The organism is Nocardiopsis mwathae, from assembly GCF_014201195.1.
Taxonomy (GTDB): domain Bacteria; phylum Actinomycetota; class Actinomycetes; order Streptosporangiales; family Streptosporangiaceae; genus Nocardiopsis_C; species Nocardiopsis_C mwathae.
In genome coordinates this window covers 1,916,097-1,941,713 of record NZ_JACHDS010000001.1, presented here as the reverse complement: position 1 = coordinate 1,941,713, position 25,617 = coordinate 1,916,097, and the positions used below count along the sequence as shown (strand labels likewise).

The window sequence follows — 25,617 nt, the reverse complement described above, 5'->3', positions numbered from 1 at the left end:
GCCCCCGGCCTGGGCCGGGGCGGCCGGTGGGCTAGCGTGGCCCTGCCGAGGCCCCGGACACGGGCCGCAGACGACACGACGCAGGAAAGAGGACCGGATCATGCTGCTGGGTTCGGGCGCGGCCGCACCGACCGGTCTGCCCGCGGTGCGGTTCGGCGACGCCGGCCTCCACCGAGAGGAACTGTGGTCGGCCGCCGCGGCCGTGGCCGAGCGGATCGCCGGCGCCCCGGCGGTCGCGGTCCACGGCGAGGCGAGCCTGTCGACGGTCGTCGCGGTCGTCGGCGGCCTGCAGGCCGGAGTGCCGGTGGTCCCGGTCCCGGCCGACTCCGGTGTGGCCGAGCGCGGACACATCCTGCGCGACTCCGGCGCGGCGCTGTGGCTGGGCGCGCCGCAGCCGGGGGTGGAACTGCCGGTCGTCCCCGTCGACGGCGCCGCCCGCTCGTCCTTCACCGTGCCCGAGCCCGACCCGCACGCCACGGCGCTGATCATGTACACCTCCGGGACCACCGGACCACCCAAGGGGGTGGTCGTATCGCGACGGGCCATCGCCGCCGACCTCGACGCCCTGGCCGACGCGTGGGCCTGGACCCCCGACGACGTGCTGGTGCACGGGCTGCCCGTGTTCCACGTGCACGGCCTCGTCCTGGGCGTGCTGGGGGCGCTGCGGGTGGGCAGCCCGCTGGTACACACCGTCCGGCCCACCCCCGCCGCCTACGCCGCGGCGGCACGGGCCGGGGGCACGCTGCTCTTCGGCGTCCCCACCGTCTGGTCGCGCATCACCGACGACCCCGGCAGCGTGTCGGCGCTGGCCGGGGCACGGCTGCTCGTGTCGGGGAGCGCGCCGCTGCTCGACCCGGTGGCGCACGCGCTGCGCTCGGCCGTCGGGCTCTCCCCGGTCGAGCGGTACGGGATGACCGAAACCCTGATCACCCTGGGGGCGCGCGCGGACGCGCCCCGGCGCACCGGGTGGGTCGGCACGGAACTGGCGGGGGTGGAGTCGCGGCTGCGCGGCGAGGACGGGCGGCCGGTCCCCGCGGACGGCCAGAGCGCGGGCGAGCTCCAGGTCCGCGGGGCGACCCTGTTCGACGGCTACCTCGACCTGCCGGAGGCGACCGCGGCCGGCTGGACGTCCGACGGCTGGTTCCGCACCGGCGACGCGGCAGTACGCGACGCCGACGGGTGGCACCGCATCGTGGGGCGGATGTCGACCGACCTGATCAAGACGGGCGGCTACCGGGTCGGCGCAGGCGAGGTCGAGGCCGTGCTCCTCGGGCACCCCGCGGTGCGGGAGGCCGCCGTGGTGGGCGAGGCCGACGACGACCTCGGCCAGCGGATCGTCGCCTACCTGGTGGGAGACGGCATCGAGGCGCAGGGGATCATCGACTACGTGGCCGCCCACCTCTCGGTCCACAAGCGTCCCCGCGAGGTCCGGGTGGTCGACGCGCTACCGCGCAACGCCATGGGCAAGATCCAGAAGAAGCTGCTGAGCTGAGACCGCGGCGCCGCCCGGTGGGAGAGGGCGGTATCGAGGGGAGCGGCATCGAGGGGAGCGGCATCGAGGGGAAGGGCACAGCGCCCCTCCCCTTTGCCCCGGTCATGCCGGGTCGGTGTCCGCTTCTCCGGGCGACGCGTCGAGGATCGCCTTCTTGAGCTGACGGGGGTCGAACGCCTCGTTGCCCAGTTTGCTTCCGTTGATGTAGATCGACGGGGTGCCCTCGAACTTGTCACTCCCCGAGTAGCGGGCGGAGGCGGCGTTGGTGGCTTCCAGGGTCTCCTTGACGTAGGTGCCGTCCATGAAGGAGCCGTCCACGCCGTTGCCGTCGCCCCACGCGATGAGCTCGCCGGCGGTCATGGTGGACAGCTCGTTCGTGCCCAGCTCGTCCTGGGCCTTGTTCATCAGTTCCCTGGTGTAGTCGCCGGTGTAGGTGTCGACGACCTTGCTCTCGGCCGCCACCCGCTCGGCGAAGGCCGGGTCGTCGATGCCGACATCCCCGCCCCAGGACACCAGGTCGTCCACCGCGAACCCGGCTCTCCCCTCGGCCGGCTGGTTGTCGAACAGGAACCCGCTGAACTCCACGTACTTGCCGTGGTCGGCCGCGGCCCGCGCCGCGGCGGCGGCGCGCAGCGAGTTGCCGCTGATCGGTGCGGGCTGCTGGGAGAAGATGCTCACCGGCCGGTAGTGCACGATCGCCTCGCCGTCGGCCGCCAACCGCTGCAGGGTGCTGCCGGCCGCGGTCTCGAACTGCTTGCAGGCCGGGCACTGGTAGTCCGCGTAGACCTCCACGACCGGGGCGTCCGCACCGTTCGCCGCGACCACGACGCTGCCGTCGTCCTGCAGGCGCTCCCCACCGTCACCGCGGCCGGGCCCGGCGTCATCCTCGGCCGTACCGTCGGCGGTGTCCTCCTGCGCGGCCCCGGTGCCCGCCGTGCCCTCGCCGCCGCCACCGCCGAGTGCCACGACGGCGACCACCGCGACCAGGGCCACGGCCAGTACACCGGAGACGACGGCGGCCACGATGAGGCCGGTCTTCGGCTTCCTTCCGCCGGGAGACGGCCCGTCCCCTGCAGGGGCGCCGGTGCCCGGGTAGACGGGGTACCCGGGTGGGTGGGGCACCGGAGGTGGGCCCTGCGGGGGCTGGGCGTGGGGGTGCGGTCCACCGGGGTACGGCCGGGGGGCGCCACCGCTGTTGGGAGGGAAGGTCAATCCGGGCACTCGCCTTTCCGAACGTCGTGTGCGTCAACGGTCGACATCGCCCACGCGCGTCGACGGTAGATCACCCTATGTCGTCGAACGACCGCGGTGGCCGTTATGTCGGCCGCCGGACGGCCGGCGGTAAGGGCTCTGTTAGCGTCGCCGCCTACGCTCGGTCACACGAGCGGCGCGGAACCACCCACCCCCCGACTCCCCGTGGAGGCGAGCATGACACTGCGGAACAGAGAAATCCTCATATCCGGCGGCGGGATCGCCGGGCCCGCCCTTGCCTACTGGCTGCACCGGTTCGGCTTCACGCCGACCATCGTGGAACGCGCACCGGAGATCCGGACCGGCGGGCAGCGCATCGAGATGTCCGGAATCGGCCTGGAGGCCTTCGACTACCTCGGTATCACGCAGCAGGTGCGGGCCGCCGGAGGACCCGCGCCCTCGGTGAAGCTGTACACGGGCCCCGGAAACCGCCCCACGGACATCACCTTCCTCCAGTCCGATCCGACGGCCGGATCCGGTCCCGCGGCGCCCGGCGACGAGGTGGCCATCAAGCGCGGACCACTGTCCGGGATTCTGTACCAGCAGGTCAAGGGCGAGGTCGAGTACATCTTCGACGACTCCATCGAGGCGGTCCGCCAGAGTGCCGACGGCGTGGACGTCACCTTCGAGAATGCCGCGCCCCGCCGGTTCGACCTGGTGATCGGGGCCGACGGCCTGCACTCCAACGTGCGTTCGCTGGTGTTCGGCGACAGCGGCCGCTTCGCCCACTTCCTCGGCACCAACCTCGTCATCTTCACCGTCGACAACTACCTCGGCCTCCGCGACTCCGGGTTGTGGCACGTCTGGCCCTACCGGGGCTGCGCCATCACCACGTTCCCGGGCAACACCGAACTGGAGGGGATGTTCCTGATCAGGAGCACGCGTCCGCTGGATGTGCGCTCGCTGAGCCGCGAGGAGCGGATGCGGTTCGTCGACAGGATCTTCCGCGAGGACGGCTGGGAGGTCCCGGGGCTGCTGCGGGCCATGCGGGACTCCCGCGACTTCCACTTCTCCCCCTCGACCCAGATCCGCATGGATTCCCTGTGCCGGGGCCGGGTGGCGCTGGTCGGGGACGCCGGCTACTGCCCGGACCCGATGGCCGGCTACGGCAGCAGCTTGGGCCTGGCGGGCGCGCACATCCTGGCCGGGGAGCTCAGGGAAGCCGACGGCGACCACACGGCCGCGTTCGGTGCCTATGAGGAGAAGATGCGCGGCATCGTCCCGGGAGGCCAGGAGATAGCGAACTTCAGCACCTCGTTCTTCGCACCGCGGTCGGGTCGGGCCGGGGTCTGGGTGCGGGAGCAGGCGATTCGGTCGATGGAGGCCTACAGCCGCATCTCCGCCCGCCTCGGACTGCGCCGCGGTCAGTGGGACCCCGTGGAGGGACACACCCTGCCGGATTACGAGTCCCCCGCCTATCACGGCCGCCCGGCACGCGGGGAGGGCGAGTAGCGGCACCCGGATCGGCGCGTACAGCGCTGTCCGCCTCTGCGAAGGCCGCGCCTCAGCCGCGGAACCGGGCGATCACGGCAGCGGATTCGTCCGGCTTCCGGAGGGTGTCGGCCTCGGGAAGAGCGCCGAGGTGGAAGACGGCGCGCGGCCCCGGCCGCACCTATTCCCGCGGCGCGGCGGCGAGCCGCGCTCGGTAGAGGTGGTGCACGATGCCGATCTCGGCGATGTTCTTGGTCAGCTCGACGTTGACCCAGGCCGCCACGTCGGCCAGGGTCCGGCCGTCGCCCCACGGCAGGGCGGCGGTCCGCTCCGTGGAGTCGAGGTCGGTATCGTCGAGCCGCAGCAGTCCGGCGCGCCACCGGGCTTCCAGGCCGAGGATCCACTCGGCCGTGGCCGCAGCGCTGCCCGGCCAGCCGATCTCTTCGCGTTCCGGGGCGGCCCCCGTCCCGAAGCAGTGGGCGAGCGTGATCGTCCACCAGAAACCCAGGTGCCAGGTCAGCCACCCGATCGTCACCGTCGGCGCGGGGTCCGGCTCCGGCACCTGCCAGTCGGCGACCCACCGGCCGCGTCCGTCCGGGCGCACGGTCCAACTGCCCGGAGCGGGCTGCCACAGGCACGCGGCGCCGTCGATGCGCCCAAGGTGGTGGCCCATGAGCGCCCGCGCGATGTCGAACTGCCGGACCAGGAGCCCTGCGCGCGCCGTTCCTCCACCGGTCATCCGACCAAGTCTGGCAGCACACGCTCCCCCCGTTCAACGCGTTCTCCGCGGTTCGGGCGGCCGTCAGTCGTCGTCAGCCCGGATCGAGAGATACGCAGGGCCACGGCGGCGCACGCGACCGGGCAGGACGGTTCACTGACTTTCCGGTTTTCGCGGTTTCCCCCGTTGACGTCCCTGCCCGGATCTGGTTGAGATATAGACGAAGTGAGCAAGTGGCCCTCACCCAGTGTCAGCGACCCCTTGTTCTCCCCCCACGCCTCCCCATCCCCACCACTACCGGGCGCGATCACCCCCACCGCACTCGGCCCCTTTTCGGTAGGCGCGACCGTGGTCGGCCGCGTGCGGCGTTCCCCGACAGCGAGCCCCTGCGCTCATCCCCCGCCACCTGGGAGCACCGCCATGGAGACGACACCCCGCAGACGCCCGACCGCCTCCGCCGCCGTCCTCGCGCTCACCGCCGCCGGAGCCCTGCTGGCCGCCCCCACCGCGGCCTACGCCGGGACGACCACCTACGACTTCCGCTGCACCCCGCCCGAGCAGTACCACGACCACTTCCCGCCGTTCGACGCCGAGGTGACCGTGGAGCTGACCGGCCCCGCGACGGCCGCGCCCGGCGCCACCGTCGCTCTGCAGGCCACCGCAACACTCGACCCGCCCCAGCGGGCGCCGGGCATCGTCAACCTCGTCGGTGGGCTCCGGGGCAGCGCCGTCACCGGGACCCTGGACATCGCGGGCTCCGCGGGCGGGTCCGCCGAGCTCGCCTCCCCCGGGGCCACCGCCGACCGGATCCGCGGCGGCGACGTCATCGAACTGCGGCCGTTCACCGGCGACTTCACCGTCGCCGGGGCCGGGACGGTCGACCTCACCCCCGGCGACGTGGTGATCCGGATCGACGCGCCGATCCTCGGCCCCTTCGACACCCCGTGCGTCACCCCCGAGGACGGCACCCGGCCGGGCGTCGCCCACAGCATCACCGTGGAGGGCGCCCAGGGCACCGACCAGGAGTAGGAGGCAGGCCGCGGGGCGCCCCCGGTACGGCGCCCCGCCATCGGGTACCGCGGGGTCGGCGGTCAGGCGTTCCAGGCACCGGCGGCCGCCGCGGACTTCACGTACTCGCTGAAGTCACGCGGTTCGCGGCCGAGGGCGCGCCGCACGCCGTCGGAGAGGTACTCGTGCTTCTTCTGCCCGACCCAGTCGAACAGTTCGCCCAGGAAGCGGGCGATCTCGGCGGGGTAGCCGCGTGCGGTCATGGACCGCACGTATTCCTCCACTGACACCGGAACGAACCGGATATCGCGCCCGGTGGCCCGTGCGATCTCGCCCACCGCCTCCTCGAAGGTCAGCAGCCGCGGTCCGGACAGCTCGTAGGTCTGGCCGGCGTGTCCGTCCTCGGTGAGGGCCGCCACCGCCACCGCGGCGATGTCGTCGGCGTCGATGAACGGTTCGAGGCCGGTTCCGGTCGGGAGCCGGACCTCGCCCTCCACGATGGAGTCGTGGAGGAAGTCGGACTCGGTGAAGTTCTGCGAGAACCAGCCCGGCCGCAGGATCGTCCACGGGACGCCGGACTCCTTGACCGCGCTTTCGGTCGCCGGCAGGGTCGCGGCGGCGTCTCCGTCCTCGCGGGCGGACAGCAGCACCAGGCGGCGGACTCCGCGCTCCGCGGCGAGCCGTGAGAAGTCGCCCACGGTGTCGGCCGCGTCGGGCCGCTGGGAGTCCACCAGGTAGACGGCGCTCGCGCCGTCGAGCGCGGGCCCCCAGGTGCCCCGGTCGTCCCAGTCGAAGCGGAACGCGGCCGAGCGGGACGCCGCGCGCACCGGCAGGCCGCGCTCGCGCAGCGCGGCGGCGACGCGGCGGCCGGTCTTGCCGGTGGCGCCCAGGACCAGGGTCGTCGGTCGGGTCGTGTCGGTGTTCGTTGTCATGGGTGTCATTCCACCGGAGAGCAGCGAGACGATCCATGGCTGTCCGTCCACAAATGATGTTCGAGCGTCTAAGATCTGCGGCGTGGACGTACTCTCGACCCTCCTGCACGAAGTCCGGGCGCGCAGCGCCGTGTTCACCCGCTCGATCATGGATCCGCCATGGTCGCTGCGATTCCTCGACGGAACCCCGGTCACCCTGGTCAGCATGGTGCGGGGGCGGGGGTGGATCACTCCCGAAGGGGGCGACCCGGTGCCGATCGACGTCGGCGACGCCGCCGTGCTCATCGGGGGAGCCCCGTTCGGCATCTCCGACGCACCGGACACACCGACCAGCGTCACCGTCCACGGCACCGAGGTGTGCGTCGGCCCCGACGGCGTGCCGATCGGCGAAGGCTGCCGCCTGGACGACTACACGTGGGGCACCGATCCCGACGGCAGAGACGCTTTCCTGATGTGCGGGTACCAGGTGGCGGGCGAGGTCGCAGCGCGGGTGCTGGCGGTTCTGCCCCCGCTGGTCGTGCTCGACTGCGACGGGAGCCCGTGCGCGGAGGCGGGCCTCATCCTCGACGAGTTGGCGCGGCAGGAGCCCGGGCGGCAGGTCGTGCTGGACCGGCTGCTCGACCTGCTCCTGGTGTCGACGCTGCGCGACTGGTTCGCCCGGGACGCCACACGGGTGCCCGGTTGGTACCGGGCGATGGGTGACCCGGTGGTGGGAACGGCCCTGCGGCTCATGCACGACGCCCCCGCGAGCCCGTGGACCGTGGCCGGGCTCGCGGAGCGCAGCGGCGCCTCCCGTGCGGCCTTCGCCCGCCGCTTCGCCGACCTCGTGGGGGAACCGCCCATGGCGTATCTGACGGGGTGGCGCATGGCCGTGGCCGCCGACCTGCTGCGCGGGACGCGTGACACGGTCGGCGCCGTCGCCCGCCGGGTCGGGTACGCCGACGCCTTCGCGCTGAGCACGGCCTTCAAGCGGGCCTACGGTGTGCGCCCGTCGGAGTACCGCGCGGCGGCCGCGCCCGTGGCGGCGGCCACGGGCTGAGGGTTCAGGGCCGGTCCACCGCGCCGCCCCTCGCGGGGGCGGCGGGCGAGGTGCGGGCTGCGGCCTCCGTTAGGACGCCGCGGGTGCGGGGAACGGGACGGCCGACGGCCTGCGCTGGGCCCAGGGATGGGCTTCTTCCAGGCGGGCGGCCAGGCGCAGCAGCAGGCCCTCGCCGCCGGCGGGGGCGACGAACTGCACGCCGAGGGGGAGCCCGTCGGGGGTCCAGTGCAGGGGCAGCGAGATCGCCGGGGCGCCGGTGAGGTTGGCCAGCAGGGTGAAGGGGGTGGCGGTGAGGTTGTGCATCACCTCGGTGGTGACCAGTCCGGTCATGGCGACGATCCGGTCGGTGCGGGTGCGCACGAGCGCGCGTTCGGCGGCGCGCAGCCAGGCGGGCGGGTCGAGGCGGCCGATGGGGATGGGCGGTCCGGCGATGGTCGGCGTGAGCAGGAGGTCGTAGCGGCCGTGGAAGTCGGCCAGCGCGCGGATGTGCTCGTTCCAGTGCTCGTGGCAGCGCACGTAGACCGAGGCGTCCATCGACCGGCCCATGGCCGCCAGCATGTGGGTGTCGGGTTCGAAGGCGTCGTCACCGCACCCGGTGCGCGCCTTGATGTCGTCGACGAGGGCCGCCACCGAGCCGTACCACAGGGTCAGGAAGTCCTCGGTGAGGGCGCGGCCGTCGATGCCCGGTTCGGCCTCCTCGACGTCGTGGCCGAGCTTCTCCAGCAGTCCGGCCGCGTTGCGGACGGCGGTGGCGGCTTCGGGGTGCACCCGGGTGCCCAGCGGGGAGCGGTGGGTGAACCCGATGCGCAGCCGCCCGGCGTCGCGGGCGACCTCGTCGGCGTAGGGGCGCTCGGGCGGGGCGATGGGATAGGGGGAGGTGGGCTCAGGCCCGGCCATGGCGTCGAGGAGGACGGCGCTGTCCCGCACGGTGCGGGTGACGACGCCGTTGACGGCGGCGCCGTGCATGGGCTCGCCGGCGGCAGGGCCGAAGGGGACCCGTCCGCGGCCGGGCTTGAGGCCGACCAGCCCGCAGCAGGCGGCGGGGATGCGGATCGAGCCGCCGCCGTCGTTGGCCCCTGCGGCGGGGACGATCCCGGCGGCGACGGCCGCGGCCGACCCGCCGGAGGAGCCTCCGGGGGTGCGGGCGAGGTTCCAGGGGTTGCGGGTGGGGCCGAACTCGCGGGGCTCGGTGACGCCCTTGGCGCCGAACTCGGGGAGGTTGGTCTTGCCGAAGGGGATCAGCCCGGCGTCCAGCCAGCGGCGGACGACCTCGGCGTGGGCGGGGGCGGGGATGTCGCGCATGGCCCGGCAGGCCATGGACGTGGGCACCCCGGCGTAGTCCTGGAAGAGGTCCTTGAGCAGGAACGGGACCCCGGCCAGCGGCGCGTCGGCGGGGGCGGTGGCGGCGCGGCGGCGCGCCTCCTCGTACATGGGCCGGATGATCGCGTTGAGGCGAGGGTCGACCTCCTCGGCCCGGGAGATCGCGGCCTCCAGGACGTCTGCGGCCGAGACTTCGCCGTCGCGGACCAGTGCCGCCAGGCCGACGGCGTCGTGCGCCAGGTACTCATCGACTCTCATGACGGGACGCTAGCACCCGGGTGCAACGAGTTCTACTATGCCTTCCTGCCATGGCTGTTCTCCATCGCGACCTCCGCGCTGGTGGCTCCGGTCCGGCGGGGCCGACCGGGACGAACAACCATACCCATGGACATTGTCGCAATGGAGGATGTATCGGAAATGGGGGGCGGCCCGGCGTCGTCTCCCGAACCCGCCTCTGCGATCCTGCTCCGACATGACATGCAGGAAGGACGGAAACATGGCCCTCATGGCGCGGATCGGCGCGTTCGCCGGGCGGTGGTTCGCGGTGTTGATCCTGCTCGGCGCGGTGGCCGGGCTGGTGGTGCCCGAGCAGGCGGCGCGGTTGGCGCCCGGGATCACCGTGCTGCTCGGGGTGATCATGTTCGGGATGGGGCTCACCCTGCGGGCCGCCGACTTCGCGATCGTGGCGAAGCGTCCGCAGGCCGTCCTCATCGGCATCGCCGCGCAGTTCCTGGTCATGCCGCTGGCCGGGTACGGCATCGCGGTGCTGCTGCAGCTCCCGCCGCTGCTGGTGGTCGGGATGGTGCTGGTCGGCGCCTGCCCGGGCGGGACCGCGTCCAATGTGATCGTCTACCTGGCGCGCGGGGACGTGGCGCTGTCGGTGGCCATGACGTCGGTCTCGACCCTGCTGGCGCCCTTCCTCACCCCGCTGCTGGTGCTGTGGCTTGCCGGGTCGTCGCTGCCGGTGGACGCCGCCGCCCTGGTCACCTCGATCCTGCAGGTGGTGCTCGGCCCCGTGGTCGCCGGGCTCGTCGTGCGGGCGGTGGCCGGGCCGCTGGTGGAGCGGGTGCTGCCGCTGCTGCCGGTGGTCTCGGTCGGCGGGATCGCGGTGGTGGTCATGGCCATCGTCGGCGCCAACGCCGAGGCGGTCCTGGCCACCGGCGCCCTGCTGGGGCTCGCGGTCGTCCTGCACAACGCGCTGGGCCTGGCCCTGGGCTATGCAGCGGGCCGCGCCACCGGGCTGCCCGAATCGGCGCGGCGCGCGGTGAGCATCGAGGTCGGCATGCAGAACTCCGGCCTGGCCGTGGCCCTGGCCGCCGCGCACTTCGCGCCGCTGGCCGCCCTGCCCGGCGCGCTGTTCTCGGTCTGGCACAACATGTCCGGCTCGCTCATCGCCACGGTGTGGGCGCGGCCGGCCACCGGCCGCGACAAGGAGCCGACCGCCGCGCCCTGAGGCCGAGCCGCACGGGGCAGCCCCGCCCGAGGGCCGTGCTGCCGGGCTGCCCGCCCCTCCTCTGCGGCGGACGGCCCGGCAGCGGCGGTCAGGCGGAGGAGTGCCCGCCGCGGGACCGCTCCAGCGCCAGCACGCTGACCAGGTCGTAGGCGACGTGCGAGGCGGCCGTCGCGGTGATCTGCGCGTGGTCGTAGGCGGGGGCGACCTCGACGACGTCGGCGCCCACGAGGTTGCAGTCGGCCAGGCCGCGCAGGATCTCCAGGAGCTCGCGGCTGGTCAACCCGCCGGCCTCGGGCGTGCCGGTGCCCGGGGCGTGCGCGGGGTCGAGCACGTCGATGTCGACCGAGACGTACAGCGGGCGGGAGCCGATGCGCTGGCGCAGCGCGTCGGTGATCTCGTCGACGCCCTTGCGCATCACATCGGCGGAGGTGACGATGCCGAACCCGAAGCGGCGGTCGTCCTCCAGGTCCTTCTTGCCGTACAGCGGGCCGCGCGTGCCGACGTGCGAGATCGCCTCGGTGTCGAGGATCCCCTCCTCCACGGCGCGCCGGAACGGGGTGCCGTGGGTGTAGGGCTCGCCGAAGTAGGTGTCCCAGGTGTCCAGGTGCGCGTCGAAGTGCAGCATCGCGATGGGGCCGTGTCGGCGGTACAGCGAGCGCAGCAGCGGCAGCGCGATGGTGTGGTCGCCACCGAGGGTGACCAGGCGGGTGCCGGCCTTGGCGAACGCCTGGGCCGCGTCCTCGATGGTCTCGACGGCATCCCCGATGGAGAAGGGGTTGACCGCGATGTCCCCGCCGTCGGCGACCTGCAGTTCGGCGAACGGGGCGACGTCCAGGCCCGGGTTGTAGGGGCGCAGCAGGCGGCTGGCCTCCCGGATGGCGGACGGGCCGAAGCGGGCTCCGGGCCGGTAGGACACTCCGGTGTCGAACGGGACACCGACGACCGCGATGTCGGCGTGCTCGACCTCGTCGATGCGGGGCAGCCGGGCGAAGGTGGCCGGGCCCGCGAAGCGCGGCACTCGGCTGGAGTCGGTGGGTCCGATCGGAGCGGTCATGGTCCTCGTCTTCCTCGTTTCCCCTGGGTGCTGCGGCACCGGCCGGTGGCGGCCGGTGCGCTGGGAGCACCGTAGACACCGGATAAGCTGCGAGGAAATGGACGATCCGTCCAGTTTTATTCTCACGCATGGTTGGATCGCACTGTTGACCCGTATGATGCCCCACCGCCCCTCCCCGCGCACGGTCCCGCTGCGCACCGTCGCCGAACGCCGCGATTTGGACCTGCGCACCGTGGTCGGGGCGCCGAACGACGCGCCGCAGGTGCGCTGGGCGCTGGTCAGCGAGCTGCCCGACCCCGTGCCCTACCTGCGCGGGGCCGAACTGCTGCTGACCGCGGGGGTCAACATGTCCACCCGGCCCGAGGACGTGCGCGCGTATGTGGCCGGGCTGAAGCGGGCCGGAGTCGCCGCGCTCGGCTTCGGCGTGACCCCCGTCCACGACCGCCTGCCCCCGCCCCTGGCCGAGGAGTGCCGCGCCCAGGGGCTCGCCCTGCTGGAGGTGCCGCGCCAGACGCCGTTCGTCGCGGTGAGCCAGGCGGTCGGCGAGGCCCTGGAGGAGCTGCACGTCCAGGACCTGCGCCGCCTGGGTGAGGCGCACCGGGCACTGGCACGCGCGGTCACCGGCGCCGCGCCGGTGGAGCGGGTGGTGGCCACGCTGGCGCGGGCCCTGGGCTGCTGGACGGCCCTGGCCGCCGGTTGGGTGATCGCCCGCGCCGGAGACGTCCCGCCCCTCAGCGACGACGTGGTCGACCTGGTCGAGAAGGTGCGGCGGCCGGGCGGGCCGCGCAGCGCCAAGGCCCGGCTAGGCGGCGACGAGGTGTTCCTGCACGCCGTCGGGGGCCCGACCGGCGCCGGCGAGGTCCTGGTCGTCGGGCGGCCCGCCCCGCTCGACCCCACCGACCGGGCTGTGCTGGGCACCGCGGTGGCCCTGCTCGGCCTGCTCGCCCACGGCCGCTCCCCCGCCGTCCGCACACCGGGCCGCATCATCACCCGCCTCCTGCTCGACCCCGAACCCGGCGCGGAGCTCGCCGCCCTGCTCGCCGACCTGGCCGGGGACGCCGAGGAGGGGGTGCCCGCCGACACCTTCCGCGTCCTACGCGCCCGGTGGACCGGGCGGCGGCCGGCACCTCCCGGTGCGGCGCCGGCGGCCGTGGCCGGGACGGAGCTGGTGGACGCGGGAGAGGGCGAGCTGCGCGCCGTGCTCGCCGACCTCGGCGACCCCGAGGCGCACCGCGCCGAGCTGGAGCGGCTGCACCGCGCGGGGTGGCTGGCGGCGCTGAGCGACCCGGTCGCGCCCGCTGGGCTGGCCGGCGCCGACCGCAGGGCCGCCACCCTCCTGACGCGGGCCGCGGCGGCGGGCGCGCCGCTGCTGTGGCCCCAGGGGCCCGACCCGCTGGCCGACGCGATCGACCCTGAGCGCGCCCGCGCCGCGGCCCGCGCCATCCTGGGCCCGCTGGGCGCCGACACCGAGGACGCGCGCGGCCTACGCGCGACCCTGCGGGCCTGGCTCGCCCACCACGGCAGCTGGGACCGAACCGCCGCAGAGGTGGGCTCCCACCGCAACAGCGTGCGGTACCGCATCGGCCGTATCGAGCGCGACCTCGGCGCCGACCTCGCCGACCCCGAGCAGCGGATGCGCCTGTGGTTCGCCCTGACCCGGTGGGAGGCGCCGCGCTGACCGGCCCCGTTCGGGGCCGCCCCGGTCAGCTCCCCGTCCGGGGGCGGACGATTCCGGGGCCCGCCGCCCCCGGGCGGTAGTAGCGGTGGGCTCCGATGCGGGCGATCTCCATGACGCGCATCGTCAGGTCCTCCGGCGTCTCCCGGGGGTGCTCCAGCAACCAGTCGGTGAGTGCGTCGGCGGCGCCCGCCGCGATGCGGGCGAGGAGCTCGGCATCCTCGGTGGAGATGATCCGTCCGCCGTCGGGCAGCTCGGTACCGGAGACCACCAGCGCGGTGATCTCGTCCATGACGCGGCAGCGCGCCTGGGCGACCTCCTTGGAGAAGGGTTCGCCCTGGCTGCGGGCCTGCTGGTAGAGGACCTTCCAGCTCTCGCGGTGGCCGGCGACGAACCGGAAGAACGCGCGCAGCCCCTCCCATAGGCGCTGCTCGGGTGTGGCGTCGCTCCGCAGCGCGGAGCGCACCGCCTCGACGAGCCGGTCGGCCTCGCGGTGGATGCAGGCGGTGAACAGCCCTTCCTTGGAGCCCAGATAGATGTAGACCATGGGCTTGGATATTCCGGCCGCCTCGGCTATTTCCTCGACGCTGGCCGTGTGGTAGCCGACGCGCGAGAACACCTGGACGGCGGCGTCGATCACCTGCTGTTCTCTGACCTGACGCGGCAACCGCCGCTGTTTGCTGACCACGTCTCCGACCCTACCGAGGCCCCTGAAAGCCACCCGGATACGGACGATCACCACATACCGCCATCGACGTGCCGTTACGCTCTGCGACGGACTGAAAGCCCCCCTTGTTGGTGTTCCGTGCCACATTTACAATCACCGCGGATCCGACCCGCAGCTCCATCTCACTGGGAACGGGGACGACGTTGGCACAACGCACCACCGGGGAGACCGGGCCGGGGTCGCAGGTCCGCCGCGTGGCCGGGGCGAGCTTCATCGGCACCACGATCGAGTGGTACGACTTCTTCATCTACGCCACCGCAGCCCAGCTGGTCTTCGGGTCGCAGTTCTTCACCGCGCTGTCACCCGCGGCCGCGAGCCTGACGGCGGTCACCACCATCGGCGTCAGCTTCGTGGCACGACCGCTGGGCGGCGTCCTGATGGGCCACTTCGGCGACCGCATCGGCCGCCGCGCCATGCTGGTGCTGGCCCTGCTGCTCATGGGTGTGGCGACGGTCGGCGTCGGCCTCCTGCCCACCTACGCCCAGATCGGCCTGGCCGCACCGGTCCTGCTGGTGGTCTTCCGGCTGCTGCAGGGTCTGAGCGCGGGCGGCGAGTGGGGCGGGGCGGCGCTCATGGCCGTCGAGCACGCGCCCGTCCACCGGCGCGGCCTGTTCGGCGCGTTCCCGCAGCTGGGCGCCCCGGCCGGGCTCGTCCTGGCCAACGGCGCGTTCTTCCTGGTCACCAGCGCGACGACGGCCGAGCAGTTCCAGTCGTGGGGCTGGCGCATCCCGTTCCTGTTCAGCGCGGTGCTCATCGTCGTGGGACTGTTCATCCGGCTGCGGGTCGACGAGTCCCCCGAGTTCACCGAACTCAAACAGCGCGCCCAGCGCTCCCGGCGGCCCATCGCCGAGATGCTGCGCCACCACCCCCGCCCGTTCCTCGTCGCCATCGGCGTGTTCGTCGCCAACAACGGCATGGGCTACGTGCTCCTCGGATTCGTCCTCATCCACGCCACCACCCGGCTCGGCGTCGCGGAGAACACGATGCTGCTGGTCATCGTGGCCGGAGCGCTGCTGTGGATGGCGACCACCATGTGGGCGGCCTGGCGCTCGGACGCGGTGGGGCGGCGCCCCGTCTATCTCCTGGGCTCGGTGTGGCTGATCCTGTGGGCCTTCCCGTTCTTCCTGCTGCTGGACACCGCCGCGGTCCCGATGATGCTGGCCGCGGTGCTGATGCTGGCGGTCGGGCTCGGCCTGACCTACGGGCCGCAGGCGGCGCTGTACGCGGAGCTGTTCCCGGCCAGGGTGCGCTACAGCGGCGCGTCGTTCGCCTACGCTCTCGGCGCGATCCTGGGCGGCGGCTTCGCACCGTTCGCCTCGGCGGCGCTGACGGAGTCCACCGGCACCACGCTGTCGGTGTCGGCCTACATGGTGCTGCTGGGGATCGTGTCGCTGATCGCGGTGGTCAAGATCCCCGAGACGCCCGAGCAGGTCCGGGAGCGGCGGCGGGCCGGGACGGCTGGGGGCGAGGACCGCTCCGCAGGGCGCTGACCGTCGGCGGCTCAGCCCGCACCGGGCAGGTGGAGGGCGTGGTCGTGATCGTGGGAGTGGGAGTGGGAGTGCAGGCCGCGGATATCCCACTCGGGGAAGGGGTCGGGCAGGCGGCCCCAAGGCAGGGCCATCTCGGCGTCGGTGAGCAGGCAGTCCCGAAGCGCCTGCAGCAGGGCGTCGCCGCGCAGCCCGGTGCCGATGAAGACGAGTTCCTGGCGCGGGGGCACGCTCTCGGCGCCCTCCAGGTCCTCAGGGCGGTAGCCGACCCGGGGGCCGTCGGCCGGGTCCCACACACCCGAGGGCTCGAACCGCACCACCGGCCCGGCCTGCGACCACAGTCCGGTGACCTCGGCGCGGGTGGCGAGCCAGAAGAAGCCCTTGGACCGCAGGACGGTGCCGTAGGTGCCCGAGTCCAGCCCGGTTTCGACCAGCTCCCACAGGCGGCCGGGGTGGAACGGCCGCTCGGAGCGCAGCACCACGCTGGAGATGCCGTACTCCTCGGTCTCGGGGACGTGGTCGCCGTTGAGTTCGGCGGCCCAGCCGGGCGCACGGGACGCACGCTCCAGGTCGAACAGGTCGGCCCCCACGATGAGCCGCGGGTCGATGCGGCCGTACTCGGTACGCACCACCCTGGCCGGCGGGTTGAGCCGCCGCAGCGCCGCCTCGACCCGGTCCAGTTCCGCGGGCCCGACGAGGTCGGCCTTGTTGACCACCAGCACGTCGGCGAACTCGACCTGGTCGATGAGGAGGTCGCTGACGGTGCGCTCGTCCCCCTCGTAGGCGTCCAGCCCGCGGGCGGTGAGGTCGTCGCCGCGGTCGAGCTCGCGCAGGAAGTCGGCCGCGTCGACGACGGAGACCATGGTGTCGATGCGGGCGCGGTCGAGCAGGCTGTCCCCGTTCTCATCGGCGAACGCGAAGGTCGCGGCGACCGGCATCGGCTCGGAGATGCCGCTGGACTCGATGAGGAGGTGGTCGAAGCGGCCCTCCCGGGCCAGCCGGTCGACCTCCACGAGCAGGTCGTCGCGCAGGGTGCAGCAGATGCACCCGTTGGTCATCTCGACGAGCCGCTCCCGGGTGCGCGACAGCGCGCCGCCACCCCGCACCAGCCCGGCGTCGATGTTGACCTCGCTCATGTCGTTGACGATCACGGCGACGCGCAGCCCCACCCGGTTGTGCAGGACGTGGTTGAGCAGCGTGGTCTTGCCGGAACCGAGGAAACCGGACAGGACGGTGACCGGGAGCGCTGCGGCTGCGCCGCCGACGGTCGCGGGCGCGGATTCCATGGGGGCACCCCCAGATCGAAAACGGTTTTCATTTACGACCGTGTTTCTAGCACCACCCATGCGGCCCTGTCGAACCCGGCGCCGCGCACCTGCCTTCGCCCCCATCCGCCGACCTGCGCGGCGCCCCTCCCCCTAGGATGAGGAACGGCGCCCCACCGCGGTGCCGACACGACGGCCGGGAATGCGGGGTGCCATGACGAGGACCGGGGGACGGGCCCGCGGCCGCGTCCACCCTGCCCACCTGGCCCTGGGCATCCTCGCCGCGCTCATGGCCGTCGTCTTCGCGGCCCACCACGAGCTCCTGCTCCCCCAGCACGCCGTCCACGCCGCACCCGCCGCGCCGTCCGCGGCCGCCGCGCCACACGGCGCCGACACCGGCCCCCACCCACACACCACCGCCTCCGCCGTACCCGCATCCCACGGCGCAGGACACGGCACCGGCACAACCTCCTCCGGCACCTGCGACTCCTCCGACAACGGCGGCTGCCTCACCGCCCCCACCGCCCTGCCGCTGCCCGCCCCCGCCCCGGCACCCGACATCCTCCTGCCGCCGCCCGCACCCCCCGCCACCGGCCTGCCGCCCGCCCACACCATCGGCCCCTCCCCACCCCCCGACCTGGCCGAACTGTCGATCCTGCGGATCTAATACCGGTCCCCCACCCACGGACCCGGAACAGAACCACCGATCGACGAAAGCGGTACACGCCACCATGTACACCACCACACAGCGCCTGCTCGGCCCCGCGGCGCTTCTCGCCTCCGCACTCCTGGTCACCGCCTGCGGCCCCGCGGCCGAGGACGCCGCCCCCGACGGCGCCGACGGCACCCCCGTCGACGGCTTCCTCCTGCCCGAAGAGACCGCGCACGTGCACGGCATCGTCTCCGACCCCGACAGCGGGGGCCTGCTGCTGGGCACCCACTACGGCATCTACCGGGTCACCGGCGCCGACGACGACGTCGAAGCCGAGCTGATCGGCCCGGTCATGGACTACATGGGCCTGGCCGAGGCCGGCCGCGACCGGCTCGTGGCCAGCGGCCACCCCGGCACCGGCACCCAGGACCTGCCCAACCCCGTCGGCCTTCTGGAATCCACCGACGGCGGCAAGACCTGGACCACCCTCTCCCGTGCGGGCCAGTCCGACTTCCACGCCCTCACCGCCACCGAGGACACCGTCATCGGCTTCGACGGCGCCCTTGTGGCCACCGACGACGGCGAGAAGTGGCGCGAACTCGCCCCCGATGTCGCCGCGATCTCCCTCGCCACCGACGACGACGCCACCACCGTCGTGGCCACCACGCAGGAAGGCGTGCGCCGCTCCACCGACGGCGGCGAGACCTTCACCACCGTCGACGGCGCCCCGCCGCTCATGCTGGTCGACTGGTCCGCCGACGACACCGTCCTGGGAATCGACCCCACCGGCGGCGTCCACCGCAGCGACGACGCCGGGCGGACCTGGAGCGAACTCGGATCGGCCCAAGGCGCCCCTGAAGCCTTCCATGCCACGCCCGACCACATCGCCGCCGTCGTCCACGGCGTCCTCGTGGTCTCCCACGACGAGGGCGCGACCTTCGGCGCGCCCCGGCTGCCCGCCGACTGACGTCGGCCCACCACGGCCGACCGCGGTGGCGGCGCCCCCGGCAGGGGTGAGCGCCGCCACACCCCCGCCCGGTGAACCGGATCGATCACCGGCGGCGTTACCCCTCCTGTGGCCAGGTCGCTCCTCCCGCGACCCGGCCCGCGGACCCATCCACCACCGCGACCAGGAGGACACGAAGTGCGCGAACACGCCACTGCCATCGCACCCCGGCCATCGAGCCCCGAGCCGGTCGTCACCGCCCGTAATCTCACCAAGGTGTACGGCAGCGGGGACTCGGCGGTCCGCGCCCTGGACGACGTGTCGGTGGAGTTCACCCGCGGCGCGTTCACCGCGATCATGGGCCCCTCCGGATCGGGCAAGTCCACCCTCATGCACACCCTGGCCGGACTGGACACCGCCACCTCCGGCACCGTCCACCTCGGCCGCACCGACATCACCCGCCTCAAGGACAAGCAGCTCACCCTCCTGCGCCGCGACCGCATCGGCTTCATCTTCCAGTCCTTCAACCTCCTGCCCATGCTCACCGCCGAGCAGAACATCCTCCTGCCCGCCCAGATCGCCAAACGCGGCACCGACCGCGAGCGCTTCGACCACATCATCAAGGTCGTCGGCCTGGAGAACCGGCTGCACCACCTGCCCTCCAAGCTGTCCGGCGGCCAGCAGCAGCGCGTGGCCGTGGCCCGCGCCCTGCTCGGCGCCCCCGAGGTCGTCTACGCCGACGAGCCCACCGGCAACCTCGATTCGCGCTCCGGCGCCGAGGTCCTGGCCTTCCTGCGCGACTCGGCCCGCGAGCTGGGCCAGACCATCGTCATGGTCACCCACGACCCCGTCGCCGCCTCCTACGCCGACCGGGTCGTCTTCCTGCGCGACGGCCGCCTGGTCGACGAGGTCCACGCCCCCACCGCCGAGACCGTGCTCGACCGCCTCGTGAAGCTGGAGGCCTGAGCCGTGCTGCGCACCACCCTGGCCGGCCTGCGCATGCACAAGGGCCGCCTGATCACCACCGCCCTGGCCATCATCCTCGGCGTCATGTTCGTCTCCGGCACCCTCGTCTTCACCGACACCATCGACGACACCTTCAACGCCAAGGTGAAGGGCTCCACCGACCGGATCGACGCCGCCGTCCTCATCGACTGGGACACCGCCGCCCCCGAGCCCGACGACGAACAGGAGTGGCAGGAGCCCACGCTCACCCCCGGCATGCTCGCCGCGGCCCGCGACCTGCCCGAGGTCGCCGAGGCCGACGGCCTCATCCGCGGCGACGCCCCGCTGCTCGACAAGGACGGCCGCATCGTCGGCTGGGGCACCGCCGGCATCTCCGTCGGCGACGACCTCGCCACCCGCCACACCGCAGCCGAGGGGCGCCTGCCCACGGCCGACGACGAAGTCGCCATCGGCAACACCAGCGCCACCGCCACCGGCTACGGCCCCGGCGACACCGTCACCATCCTCGACTCCGACGGCGACCCCCGCGACTTCACCGTCGTGGGCATCATCGACCTCGGCGTCGACCAGGACCTCGCCATGCAGGGCGCCGTCGGCTTCACCCCCGCGACCACGACCCGGATGACCGGGTCGTCCGACTTCACCGAGATCGACGTCATCGGCGCCGACGGCACCACACCCGACGAAGTCAAACAGGCCCTCGACACCGCGCTCGGCGCCCCCGCCAAGGTCATGACCGGCCAGGAACTCGGCGACGCCATGGCCGAGGGTGCCGGCGGCGGCCAGGTGAAACTCCTGGGCACCGCACTGCTGCTGTTCGCCGCCGTCGCGATGTTCGTCGCCGGCATCGTCATCTACAACACCTTCGCCATCCTCATCGCCCAGCGCCAGCGCGAAACCGCCCTGCTGCGCTGCGTCGGCGCCCATCGCGGCCAGGTCTTCGGCCAGGTCCTGACCGAAGCGGCCGTCGTGGGTGCCCTCTCCTCCCTCATCGGAATCGCGGCCGGATACCTCCTGGCCACCGCGGGCATCACCGCCGTCGGTTCCCTGGCACCCGCCCTCCTGGACGGCGTGACCGTCAGCGGCCTGCCGACGCTCAGCCCCACCACCGTCATCGCCGGACTGCTGGTCGGCACCGCCGTCACCGTGGTCTCCGCCCTGCTCCCGGCCTGGCGCGCCACCGCCATCCCGCCGCTCGCGGCGCTGCGGTCGGGCGCCGTAGCCGCCGGCATGGAGGAGGGCAGCGGGTGGAAGCGCGCCGCCGCATCCGCGGTGTTCTTCCTCGCCGCGGCCGCGATGGTCGCCTACGCCGTGCGCGGCGAGGCCGACGACACCGGGATGATCCTCGTCGCCGCCGCCGGAATGGTGTGCTTCGTCGGAGTCGTGACCATCGGCCCGCTGCTGGTGCGCGCCGTCGTCGGCCTCGTCGGCGCCCCCATGCGAAAGATCGGCGTGCCCAGCATGCTCGCCGCCGACAACGCCCGGCGCAGTCCCAAACGCGCCGCCACCGCCATGATCGCGCTCACCGTCGGCGCCACCCTGATGACCGGCTACGCCGTGATCAACTCCTCGATGGAGGCCACCCTCGACGACCAGCTGGGGCTGAAGTTCTCCGTCGACTACGAGGTGATGCGCCAGCCGATCGGGGGCCTCGGCGCCGCGGCCGATGAGGAGGACGCCGACACCGGCGTCCCACCGGAGATCACCCGGAAACTGGACGCGCTTCCCCAGATCGACGGAACCTTCCCGCGGCGCCAGGCCGAAGCCACGCTGGACGGCCCTGAGGAAGAGTTCTCGACCCCGGTCGTCGGTTACATCGGGGCCGAGGTCGGCACCGATGTGCGGCAGAAGGTCGTCGCCGGAGACCTCTCCCAGGTCGGGCCGGGCAAGATCGCGGTCCACCTCGGCCTGACGGACTGGCTCGGCCTGGAGGTCGGTGACACCATCACGCTCCCCACCGAGCGGGGAGAGCGGTCCTACGAGATCGCGGCCATCCCCGACGGGGACGGCCCGCTGTGGGGCATCGTCCTGGACGACACCGACTTCGCCGCCGCCTTCCCCGGTTCCACCACCGACGACGCGGTGCTGGTGAAAGCAGCGGATGGGGAAGAGCTGGCGAACGTCCGAGAGGCCATCCTGGGTGCGATATCGGCGGACCCCACGCTCGTCCTCGGCGGCGCGGCCGAGATGAAGGAGCAGTACTCCGGCATCATGAACGGCGTGTTCTGGACGGTGGCCGCACTCCTCGGGCTGGCGATCATCATCGCGGTCTTCGGCATCGCCAACACCATGGCACTGTCGGTGCTGGAACGCACCCGCGAGTCGGCTCTGCTGCGCGCGCTCGGCCTGACCCGGGCGCAGCTGCGGAGGATGCTGAGCATCGAGGCCGTCCTGGTGTCCCTCATCGGCACCGCTCTGGGGGTCGCGCTCGGAGTGGTGTTCGGCTGGGCCGCTGCGGCGGCCACGTTCGACCACCTGATCCTGCGCGTGCCGACGGGTCTGATCACGGTGTTCCTCGCCGCGGCGGTGATCGCCGGGCTGCTCGCCGCGGTCCTGCCCGCGCGTAAGGCCGCGCGCACCTCGATCGCGGGGCTGGGCTCCGGCGAGGTCGGCTGACCGGGCGGGCGCGACCGCGTGGCCGGTGTCGGTCAGCCGACCGGCCGCCCCGCACCCGGGCCTGCTCTCCGACGGGGCCGGGACCTGCGGCATCACCGCGGGCCCCGGCCCCGTCCGGCGTACCCGGACCGTTTCAGTAAACAAAGGGGTCTATTCGGACGCCCCACCATCTGCTTATCGTTCGACTGGTTCAACTTTCATCGGATGAACCCCGCCCCAGAACGCCCCGCACACGACGCGGGCCGCCCCTGGGAAACGGGCGGCACGGGGGTCCCCCGTCCCCGCACGCCGCCGCGCCTTGTCCACCCCACCAGGCACGGACCAAGGAACACGGCCATGACACCCATCCCCCACACCCTGCGCCTCCTCGGCGCCTCCCTGCTGACCCTCGCGACCCTCCTCGCCCTCACCCCCACCGCATCCGCCGACACCGGCCGCGCCAGCACCTCTACTCCCACCACCGAGCGAGCGGTCCACCTCATCACGGGTGACTCTTTCTCCAGGTTCAGCCGCCAGTGCACGATCAGCGCGGTCGTCGTGACCGCAGACGGCACCGGTGGATTCCTCACCCCGTTCTCCTGCGGGCGAGCAGGCGACATCGTCACCGCGCCGGGCGGTACGAGCGGCACCATCGTGTGGTCCTCCCGCGAAGACGGCGTCGCATTCGTCCAGGCGCACAAGGACTGGATCCTCACCCCCTACACTCGCCTGTCCGGCGTCGGCCGATATATCACCATCACGGGATCGCAGGAGGCCAATATCGGAACCTCCGTCTGCCGTTCCGGCCCTACCACCGGCTGGCGCTGCGGAACCATCCAGGCCAAGAACCAGACCGTTGACCTCCCCGAAGGACCCATGCACGGGCTGACCCGGACCAATGTGTGTGTTGAGCCAGGAGAGGGAGAACTGGGAACTCCGTACTTCAGCGGTACCCACCACCAGGGCATCACCGTCGCCGGCAGCGGGAACTGCCGCACCGGCGGCACCACCTTCTTCAAGCCGATCAACCCGATCCTGCACAAGTACAGCCTGCGGCTCGTCACGGGCTGACCCCAGATGAAGAGCGGCACGGGCCCCCACCCGGACCCCGCTCTTCTCTCTTTCCCTTCGTCCCCCCAGACAAGGACCAAGGAACAGGCCATGACACCCATCCCCCACACCCTGCGCCTCCTCGGCGCCGCCCTCCTCGCCCTCGCGACCCTCCTCGCCCTCGCCCCCACCGCATCCGCCGACACCGGCCGCACCGCAGCACCCCCTCCCACGGCCGATGACACCGTGGAGATCATGGCCGGCAACCCCGTCTACGGGACCGGAACGCGCTGCACCATAGGCGCGACCGTCAGAACCGCCGACGGCACCGGCGGGTTCCTCACAGCCGCCACCTGCGGCCCGGCCGGCGCCACGGTCCGCCTCTCCAACGGCGAGACCGGCGTGATCGTGTGGTCCTCCCGTGAAGACGGGGTCGCCTTCGTCCGGGCCAAAGAGAACTGGATCCTCACCCCCTACGCCAACCGGTACCAAGGCGGCGGCCACCTGACCATCCGCGGGTCCCAGGAGGCTCCGGTCGGCGCCGCCGTCTGCCGATCCGGCCCGACCACCGGCTGGCGCTGCGGAACCATCCAGGCCAAGAACCAGACCGTCGCCTTTCCGTGGGGCGCCATGCGCGGACTGACCCGGATCAGCGCGTGCGCTGAGCCCGGCGACGAAGGCGGCCCCGTCTACCGCGACGGCCAGCTCCAGGGCCTCATCGTCGGCGGCAGCGGCAACTGCCGGACCGGAGGCACCACCTTCTTCAAACCGATCAACCCGATCCTGCACAAGTACAACTTGAGGCTCGTCACCGGCTGACCCCACGGAAGAGCGGCACGATTCCCCACCCCGGGCCCCGCTCTTCCCTCTTTCCCTTCGTCCGCTCCCCCAGGCAAGGACCAAGGAACAGGCCATGACACCCATCCCCCACACCCTGCGCCTCCTCGGCGCCTCCCTGCTGGCCCTCGCGACCCTCCTCGCCCTCACCCCCACCGCCACGGCCGACACCGGCCGCACCGCAACGCCCACCCCCACGGCCGATGACACCGTGGAGATCATGGCCGGCGACGCCGTCTACGGGGCCAACACGCGCTGCACCATAGGCGCGACCGTCATGACCGCGGACGGTACCGGCGGGTTCCTCACCACCGCGACCTGCGGACGGGTCGGCGCCACGGTCACCCTCGCCAACGGCCAGAGGGGCACCGTCGTGTGGTCGGACCGCGATGGTGACGGGGTCGCCTTCGTCCGCGGCCGGGAGGACTGGATCCTCACCCCCTACGCCCGCCGCTACCAGGGCGGCGGCCCCCTGCTCATCCGGGGATCGCAGGAGGCCGACGTCGGGGCCGACGTCTGCCGATCCGGAACCACCACCGGCTGGCACTGCGGGACCATCCAGGCCAAGAACCAGACCATCCCCTACCCCTGGCGACTGCGCGGGATGACCCGGACCGACGCGTGCGGAGAGCCGGGTGACGACGGAGGCCCGTTCTACAGCGGAAGCCAACTCCAGGGAATCCTGATCGCCGGAAGCGGCAACTGCCGTATCGGAGGGATCACCCATTTCAAACCGATCGCTCCTGTCCTGCAGAAGCACGACCTGCGGCTCATCACGGGGTGACCATGCGGAGGCGGCGGCACGGGTCCCCGCCCCGCACTCCATCCCCTCCTCTCTCCCACCCCACCACGCATCAAGGAACGCAGCCATGACACCCATTCGCCGCCTCGTCGGCGCCTCCCTGCTGGCCCTCGCAACACTTCTCGCCCTCGCCCCCGCTCCCGCCTTCGGTCAGGAGACGCGGCTCATCGCCGGGGAACCCCTGTTCATCGATGACCGAGGGCACTGCGCGATCGGCGCCGTCGTCCGGACCGCGGACGGCGGCGGTGGTTTCCTCACCGGATACGGCTGCGGCGAGGTGGGCGGAACCGTCCGGCTGGCCAACGGCCAGCGGGGAACCGTCGAATGGGCCTCCCGCTCGGACGTGGTGGCTTTCGTCCGTGCCCACCAGGACTGGATCCTGACCCCCTACGCCCACCGCTACGGTGGCGGGGACGACCTCACCGTCAGGGGATCGCGTGAGGCCCCGGTCGGAGACTCCGTCTGCCGATCCGGCCCGACCACCGGCTGGCACTGCGGGACCATCCAGGCCAAGAACCAGAGCCTCTACCCCGTCCCCTGGCCCGTCCACGGGGTGACCCGGACGACCATCTGCGTCGAGCCCGGTGACCACGGTGGCCCCGTCTACAGCGGTGACCAGCTCCAAGGGATCACCATCGGAGGCAGCGGCAACTGCCGGACCGGCGGCGTGACCTTCTTCCGGCCGATCGAGCAGATCCTGCCCAAGTACGACCTCACGCTGGTCACCGGCTGATCTCCCGGCCACGGGCAACCCGGGCGGGCACACCGACCGGTCGGTCCTATAGGGTCGCCTCACTTCGGTTACGGACCCCACGCGCGCCGTTGGAGACATCGATGTGTCGCACCGACAGGATCGACCGGTGGGGCGGCCACGCCTCCCGTACCCTCCCCATCAGCGCGCTCGCACCGGTCCGGAT

At 72.8% G+C, this 25,617-nt stretch carries 22 protein-coding genes; 15 read left to right on the top strand and 7 right to left on the bottom strand.

Going from position 1 to position 25,617, the window contains the following annotated elements; translation table 11 throughout:
• Positions 1 to 100 precede the first annotated feature (100 nt).
• Positions 101 to 1,492, top strand: a complete 1,392-nt coding sequence (locus HNR23_RS07970) for an acyl-CoA synthetase (protein WP_184074782.1) — start codon at positions 101 to 103, stop codon at positions 1,490 to 1,492.
• 102 nt (positions 1,493 to 1,594) lie between these two features.
• Here the strand turns inward: HNR23_RS07970 and HNR23_RS07965 are convergent, their stop codons facing one another.
• The gene (locus HNR23_RS07965; RefSeq protein WP_343070470.1) at positions 1,595 to 2,614 is read right to left on the bottom strand and encodes a DsbA family protein; all 1,020 of its coding nucleotides are present in this window, start codon (positions 2,612 to 2,614) and stop codon (positions 1,595 to 1,597) included.
• A 306-nt stretch (positions 2,615 to 2,920) separates the two neighbouring features.
• Between HNR23_RS07965 and HNR23_RS07960 the strand changes: the two genes are divergently transcribed.
• The gene (locus tag HNR23_RS07960; protein WP_184074781.1) at positions 2,921 to 4,195 is read left to right on the top strand and encodes an FAD-dependent monooxygenase; all 1,275 of its coding nucleotides are present in this window, start codon (positions 2,921 to 2,923) and stop codon (positions 4,193 to 4,195) included.
• Between the two features lie 160 nt (positions 4,196 to 4,355).
• On the opposite strand, the gene HNR23_RS07955 is transcribed toward HNR23_RS07960, so the two are convergent.
• Positions 4,356 to 4,913, bottom strand: coding sequence for a DinB family protein (locus HNR23_RS07955; protein ID WP_184074780.1), 558 nt, complete (start codon positions 4,911 to 4,913; stop codon positions 4,356 to 4,358).
• A gap of 399 nt (positions 4,914 to 5,312) precedes the next feature.
• Between HNR23_RS07955 and HNR23_RS07950 the strand changes: the two genes are divergently transcribed.
• Entirely contained in the window at positions 5,313 to 5,921 is a 609-nt protein-coding gene (locus HNR23_RS07950) for a hypothetical protein (protein ID WP_184074779.1), read from the top strand.
• Between the two features lie 62 nt (positions 5,922 to 5,983).
• Here the strand turns inward: HNR23_RS07950 and HNR23_RS07945 are convergent, their stop codons facing one another.
• Complete coding sequence (locus tag HNR23_RS07945) at positions 5,984 to 6,832, bottom strand: NAD(P)H-binding protein (RefSeq protein WP_184074778.1); 849 nt, start codon at positions 6,830 to 6,832, stop codon at positions 5,984 to 5,986.
• An 82-nt stretch (positions 6,833 to 6,914) separates the two neighbouring features.
• On the opposite strand from HNR23_RS07945, the gene HNR23_RS07940 reads away from it, so the two are divergent.
• A complete protein-coding gene (locus HNR23_RS07940) occupies positions 6,915 to 7,871 on the top strand; it encodes an AraC family transcriptional regulator (RefSeq protein WP_343070469.1) in 957 nt (318 codons plus the stop codon).
• A gap of 69 nt (positions 7,872 to 7,940) precedes the next feature.
• Here the strand turns inward: HNR23_RS07940 and HNR23_RS07935 are convergent, their stop codons facing one another.
• The gene (locus HNR23_RS07935; RefSeq protein ID WP_184074776.1) at positions 7,941 to 9,449 is read right to left on the bottom strand and encodes an amidase; all 1,509 of its coding nucleotides are present in this window, start codon (positions 9,447 to 9,449) and stop codon (positions 7,941 to 7,943) included.
• Positions 9,450 to 9,687: 238 nt separating this feature from the next.
• Here HNR23_RS07935 and HNR23_RS07930 point away from each other — a divergent pair, with 238 nt between their 5' ends.
• Positions 9,688 to 10,644, top strand: coding sequence for a bile acid:sodium symporter family protein (locus HNR23_RS07930; protein WP_184080065.1), 957 nt, complete (start codon positions 9,688 to 9,690; stop codon positions 10,642 to 10,644).
• Between the two features lie 88 nt (positions 10,645 to 10,732).
• Here HNR23_RS07930 and speB read toward each other — a convergent pair whose 3' ends face one another.
• A complete protein-coding gene (gene speB / locus HNR23_RS07925; RefSeq protein ID WP_184074775.1) occupies positions 10,733 to 11,698 on the bottom strand; it encodes an agmatinase in 966 nt (321 codons plus the stop codon).
• A 154-nt stretch (positions 11,699 to 11,852) separates the two neighbouring features.
• Here speB and HNR23_RS07920 point away from each other — a divergent pair, with 154 nt between their 5' ends.
• A complete protein-coding gene (locus HNR23_RS07920) occupies positions 11,853 to 13,376 on the top strand; it encodes a PucR family transcriptional regulator (RefSeq protein ID WP_246422012.1) in 1,524 nt (507 codons plus the stop codon).
• 25 nt (positions 13,377 to 13,401) lie between these two features.
• Here the strand turns inward: HNR23_RS07920 and HNR23_RS07915 are convergent, their stop codons facing one another.
• Positions 13,402 to 14,061, bottom strand: coding sequence for a TetR family transcriptional regulator (locus tag HNR23_RS07915; RefSeq protein ID WP_184074774.1), 660 nt, complete (start codon positions 14,059 to 14,061; stop codon positions 13,402 to 13,404).
• A gap of 182 nt (positions 14,062 to 14,243) precedes the next feature.
• On the opposite strand from HNR23_RS07915, the gene HNR23_RS07910 reads away from it, so the two are divergent.
• Positions 14,244 to 15,590: an MFS transporter gene (locus tag HNR23_RS07910; RefSeq protein ID WP_221308060.1), complete on the top strand. Its 1,347-nt coding sequence runs from the start codon at positions 14,244 to 14,246 to the stop codon at positions 15,588 to 15,590.
• Between the two features lie 11 nt (positions 15,591 to 15,601).
• Here HNR23_RS07910 and HNR23_RS07905 read toward each other — a convergent pair whose 3' ends face one another.
• A complete protein-coding gene (locus tag HNR23_RS07905) occupies positions 15,602 to 16,873 on the bottom strand; it encodes a GTP-binding protein (protein WP_184074773.1) in 1,272 nt (423 codons plus the stop codon).
• 193 nt (positions 16,874 to 17,066) lie between these two features.
• On the opposite strand from HNR23_RS07905, the gene HNR23_RS07900 reads away from it, so the two are divergent.
• From HNR23_RS07900 to HNR23_RS07865, 8 genes are all read left to right on the top strand, one after another.
• A complete protein-coding gene (locus HNR23_RS07900; RefSeq protein ID WP_184074772.1) occupies positions 17,067 to 17,519 on the top strand; it encodes a DUF6153 family protein in 453 nt (150 codons plus the stop codon).
• Positions 17,520 to 17,583: 64 nt separating this feature from the next.
• Positions 17,584 to 18,471: a F510_1955 family glycosylhydrolase gene (locus HNR23_RS07895; protein ID WP_184074771.1), complete on the top strand. Its 888-nt coding sequence runs from the start codon at positions 17,584 to 17,586 to the stop codon at positions 18,469 to 18,471.
• A 177-nt stretch (positions 18,472 to 18,648) separates the two neighbouring features.
• Positions 18,649 to 19,416: an ABC transporter ATP-binding protein gene (locus HNR23_RS07890; protein WP_343070468.1), complete on the top strand. Its 768-nt coding sequence runs from the start codon at positions 18,649 to 18,651 to the stop codon at positions 19,414 to 19,416.
• A gap of 3 nt (positions 19,417 to 19,419) precedes the next feature.
• Positions 19,420 to 22,032 carry an FtsX-like permease family protein gene (locus tag HNR23_RS07885; RefSeq protein ID WP_184074769.1) on the top strand — a complete coding sequence of 871 codons (2,613 nt, stop codon included), beginning with the start codon at positions 19,420 to 19,422 and terminating at the stop codon, positions 22,030 to 22,032.
• 336 nt (positions 22,033 to 22,368) lie between these two features.
• The gene (locus HNR23_RS07880; protein WP_184074768.1) at positions 22,369 to 23,082 is read left to right on the top strand and encodes a S1 family peptidase; all 714 of its coding nucleotides are present in this window, start codon (positions 22,369 to 22,371) and stop codon (positions 23,080 to 23,082) included.
• Positions 23,083 to 23,172: 90 nt separating this feature from the next.
• Positions 23,173 to 23,880 carry a S1 family peptidase gene (locus HNR23_RS07875; RefSeq protein ID WP_184074767.1) on the top strand — a complete coding sequence of 236 codons (708 nt, stop codon included), beginning with the start codon at positions 23,173 to 23,175 and terminating at the stop codon, positions 23,878 to 23,880.
• 94 nt (positions 23,881 to 23,974) lie between these two features.
• Positions 23,975 to 24,682: a S1 family peptidase gene (locus HNR23_RS07870; protein WP_184074766.1), complete on the top strand. Its 708-nt coding sequence runs from the start codon at positions 23,975 to 23,977 to the stop codon at positions 24,680 to 24,682.
• Between the two features lie 85 nt (positions 24,683 to 24,767).
• Complete coding sequence (locus HNR23_RS07865) at positions 24,768 to 25,433, top strand: S1 family peptidase (RefSeq protein ID WP_184074765.1); 666 nt, start codon at positions 24,768 to 24,770, stop codon at positions 25,431 to 25,433.
• Positions 25,434 to 25,617 lie beyond the last annotated feature (184 nt).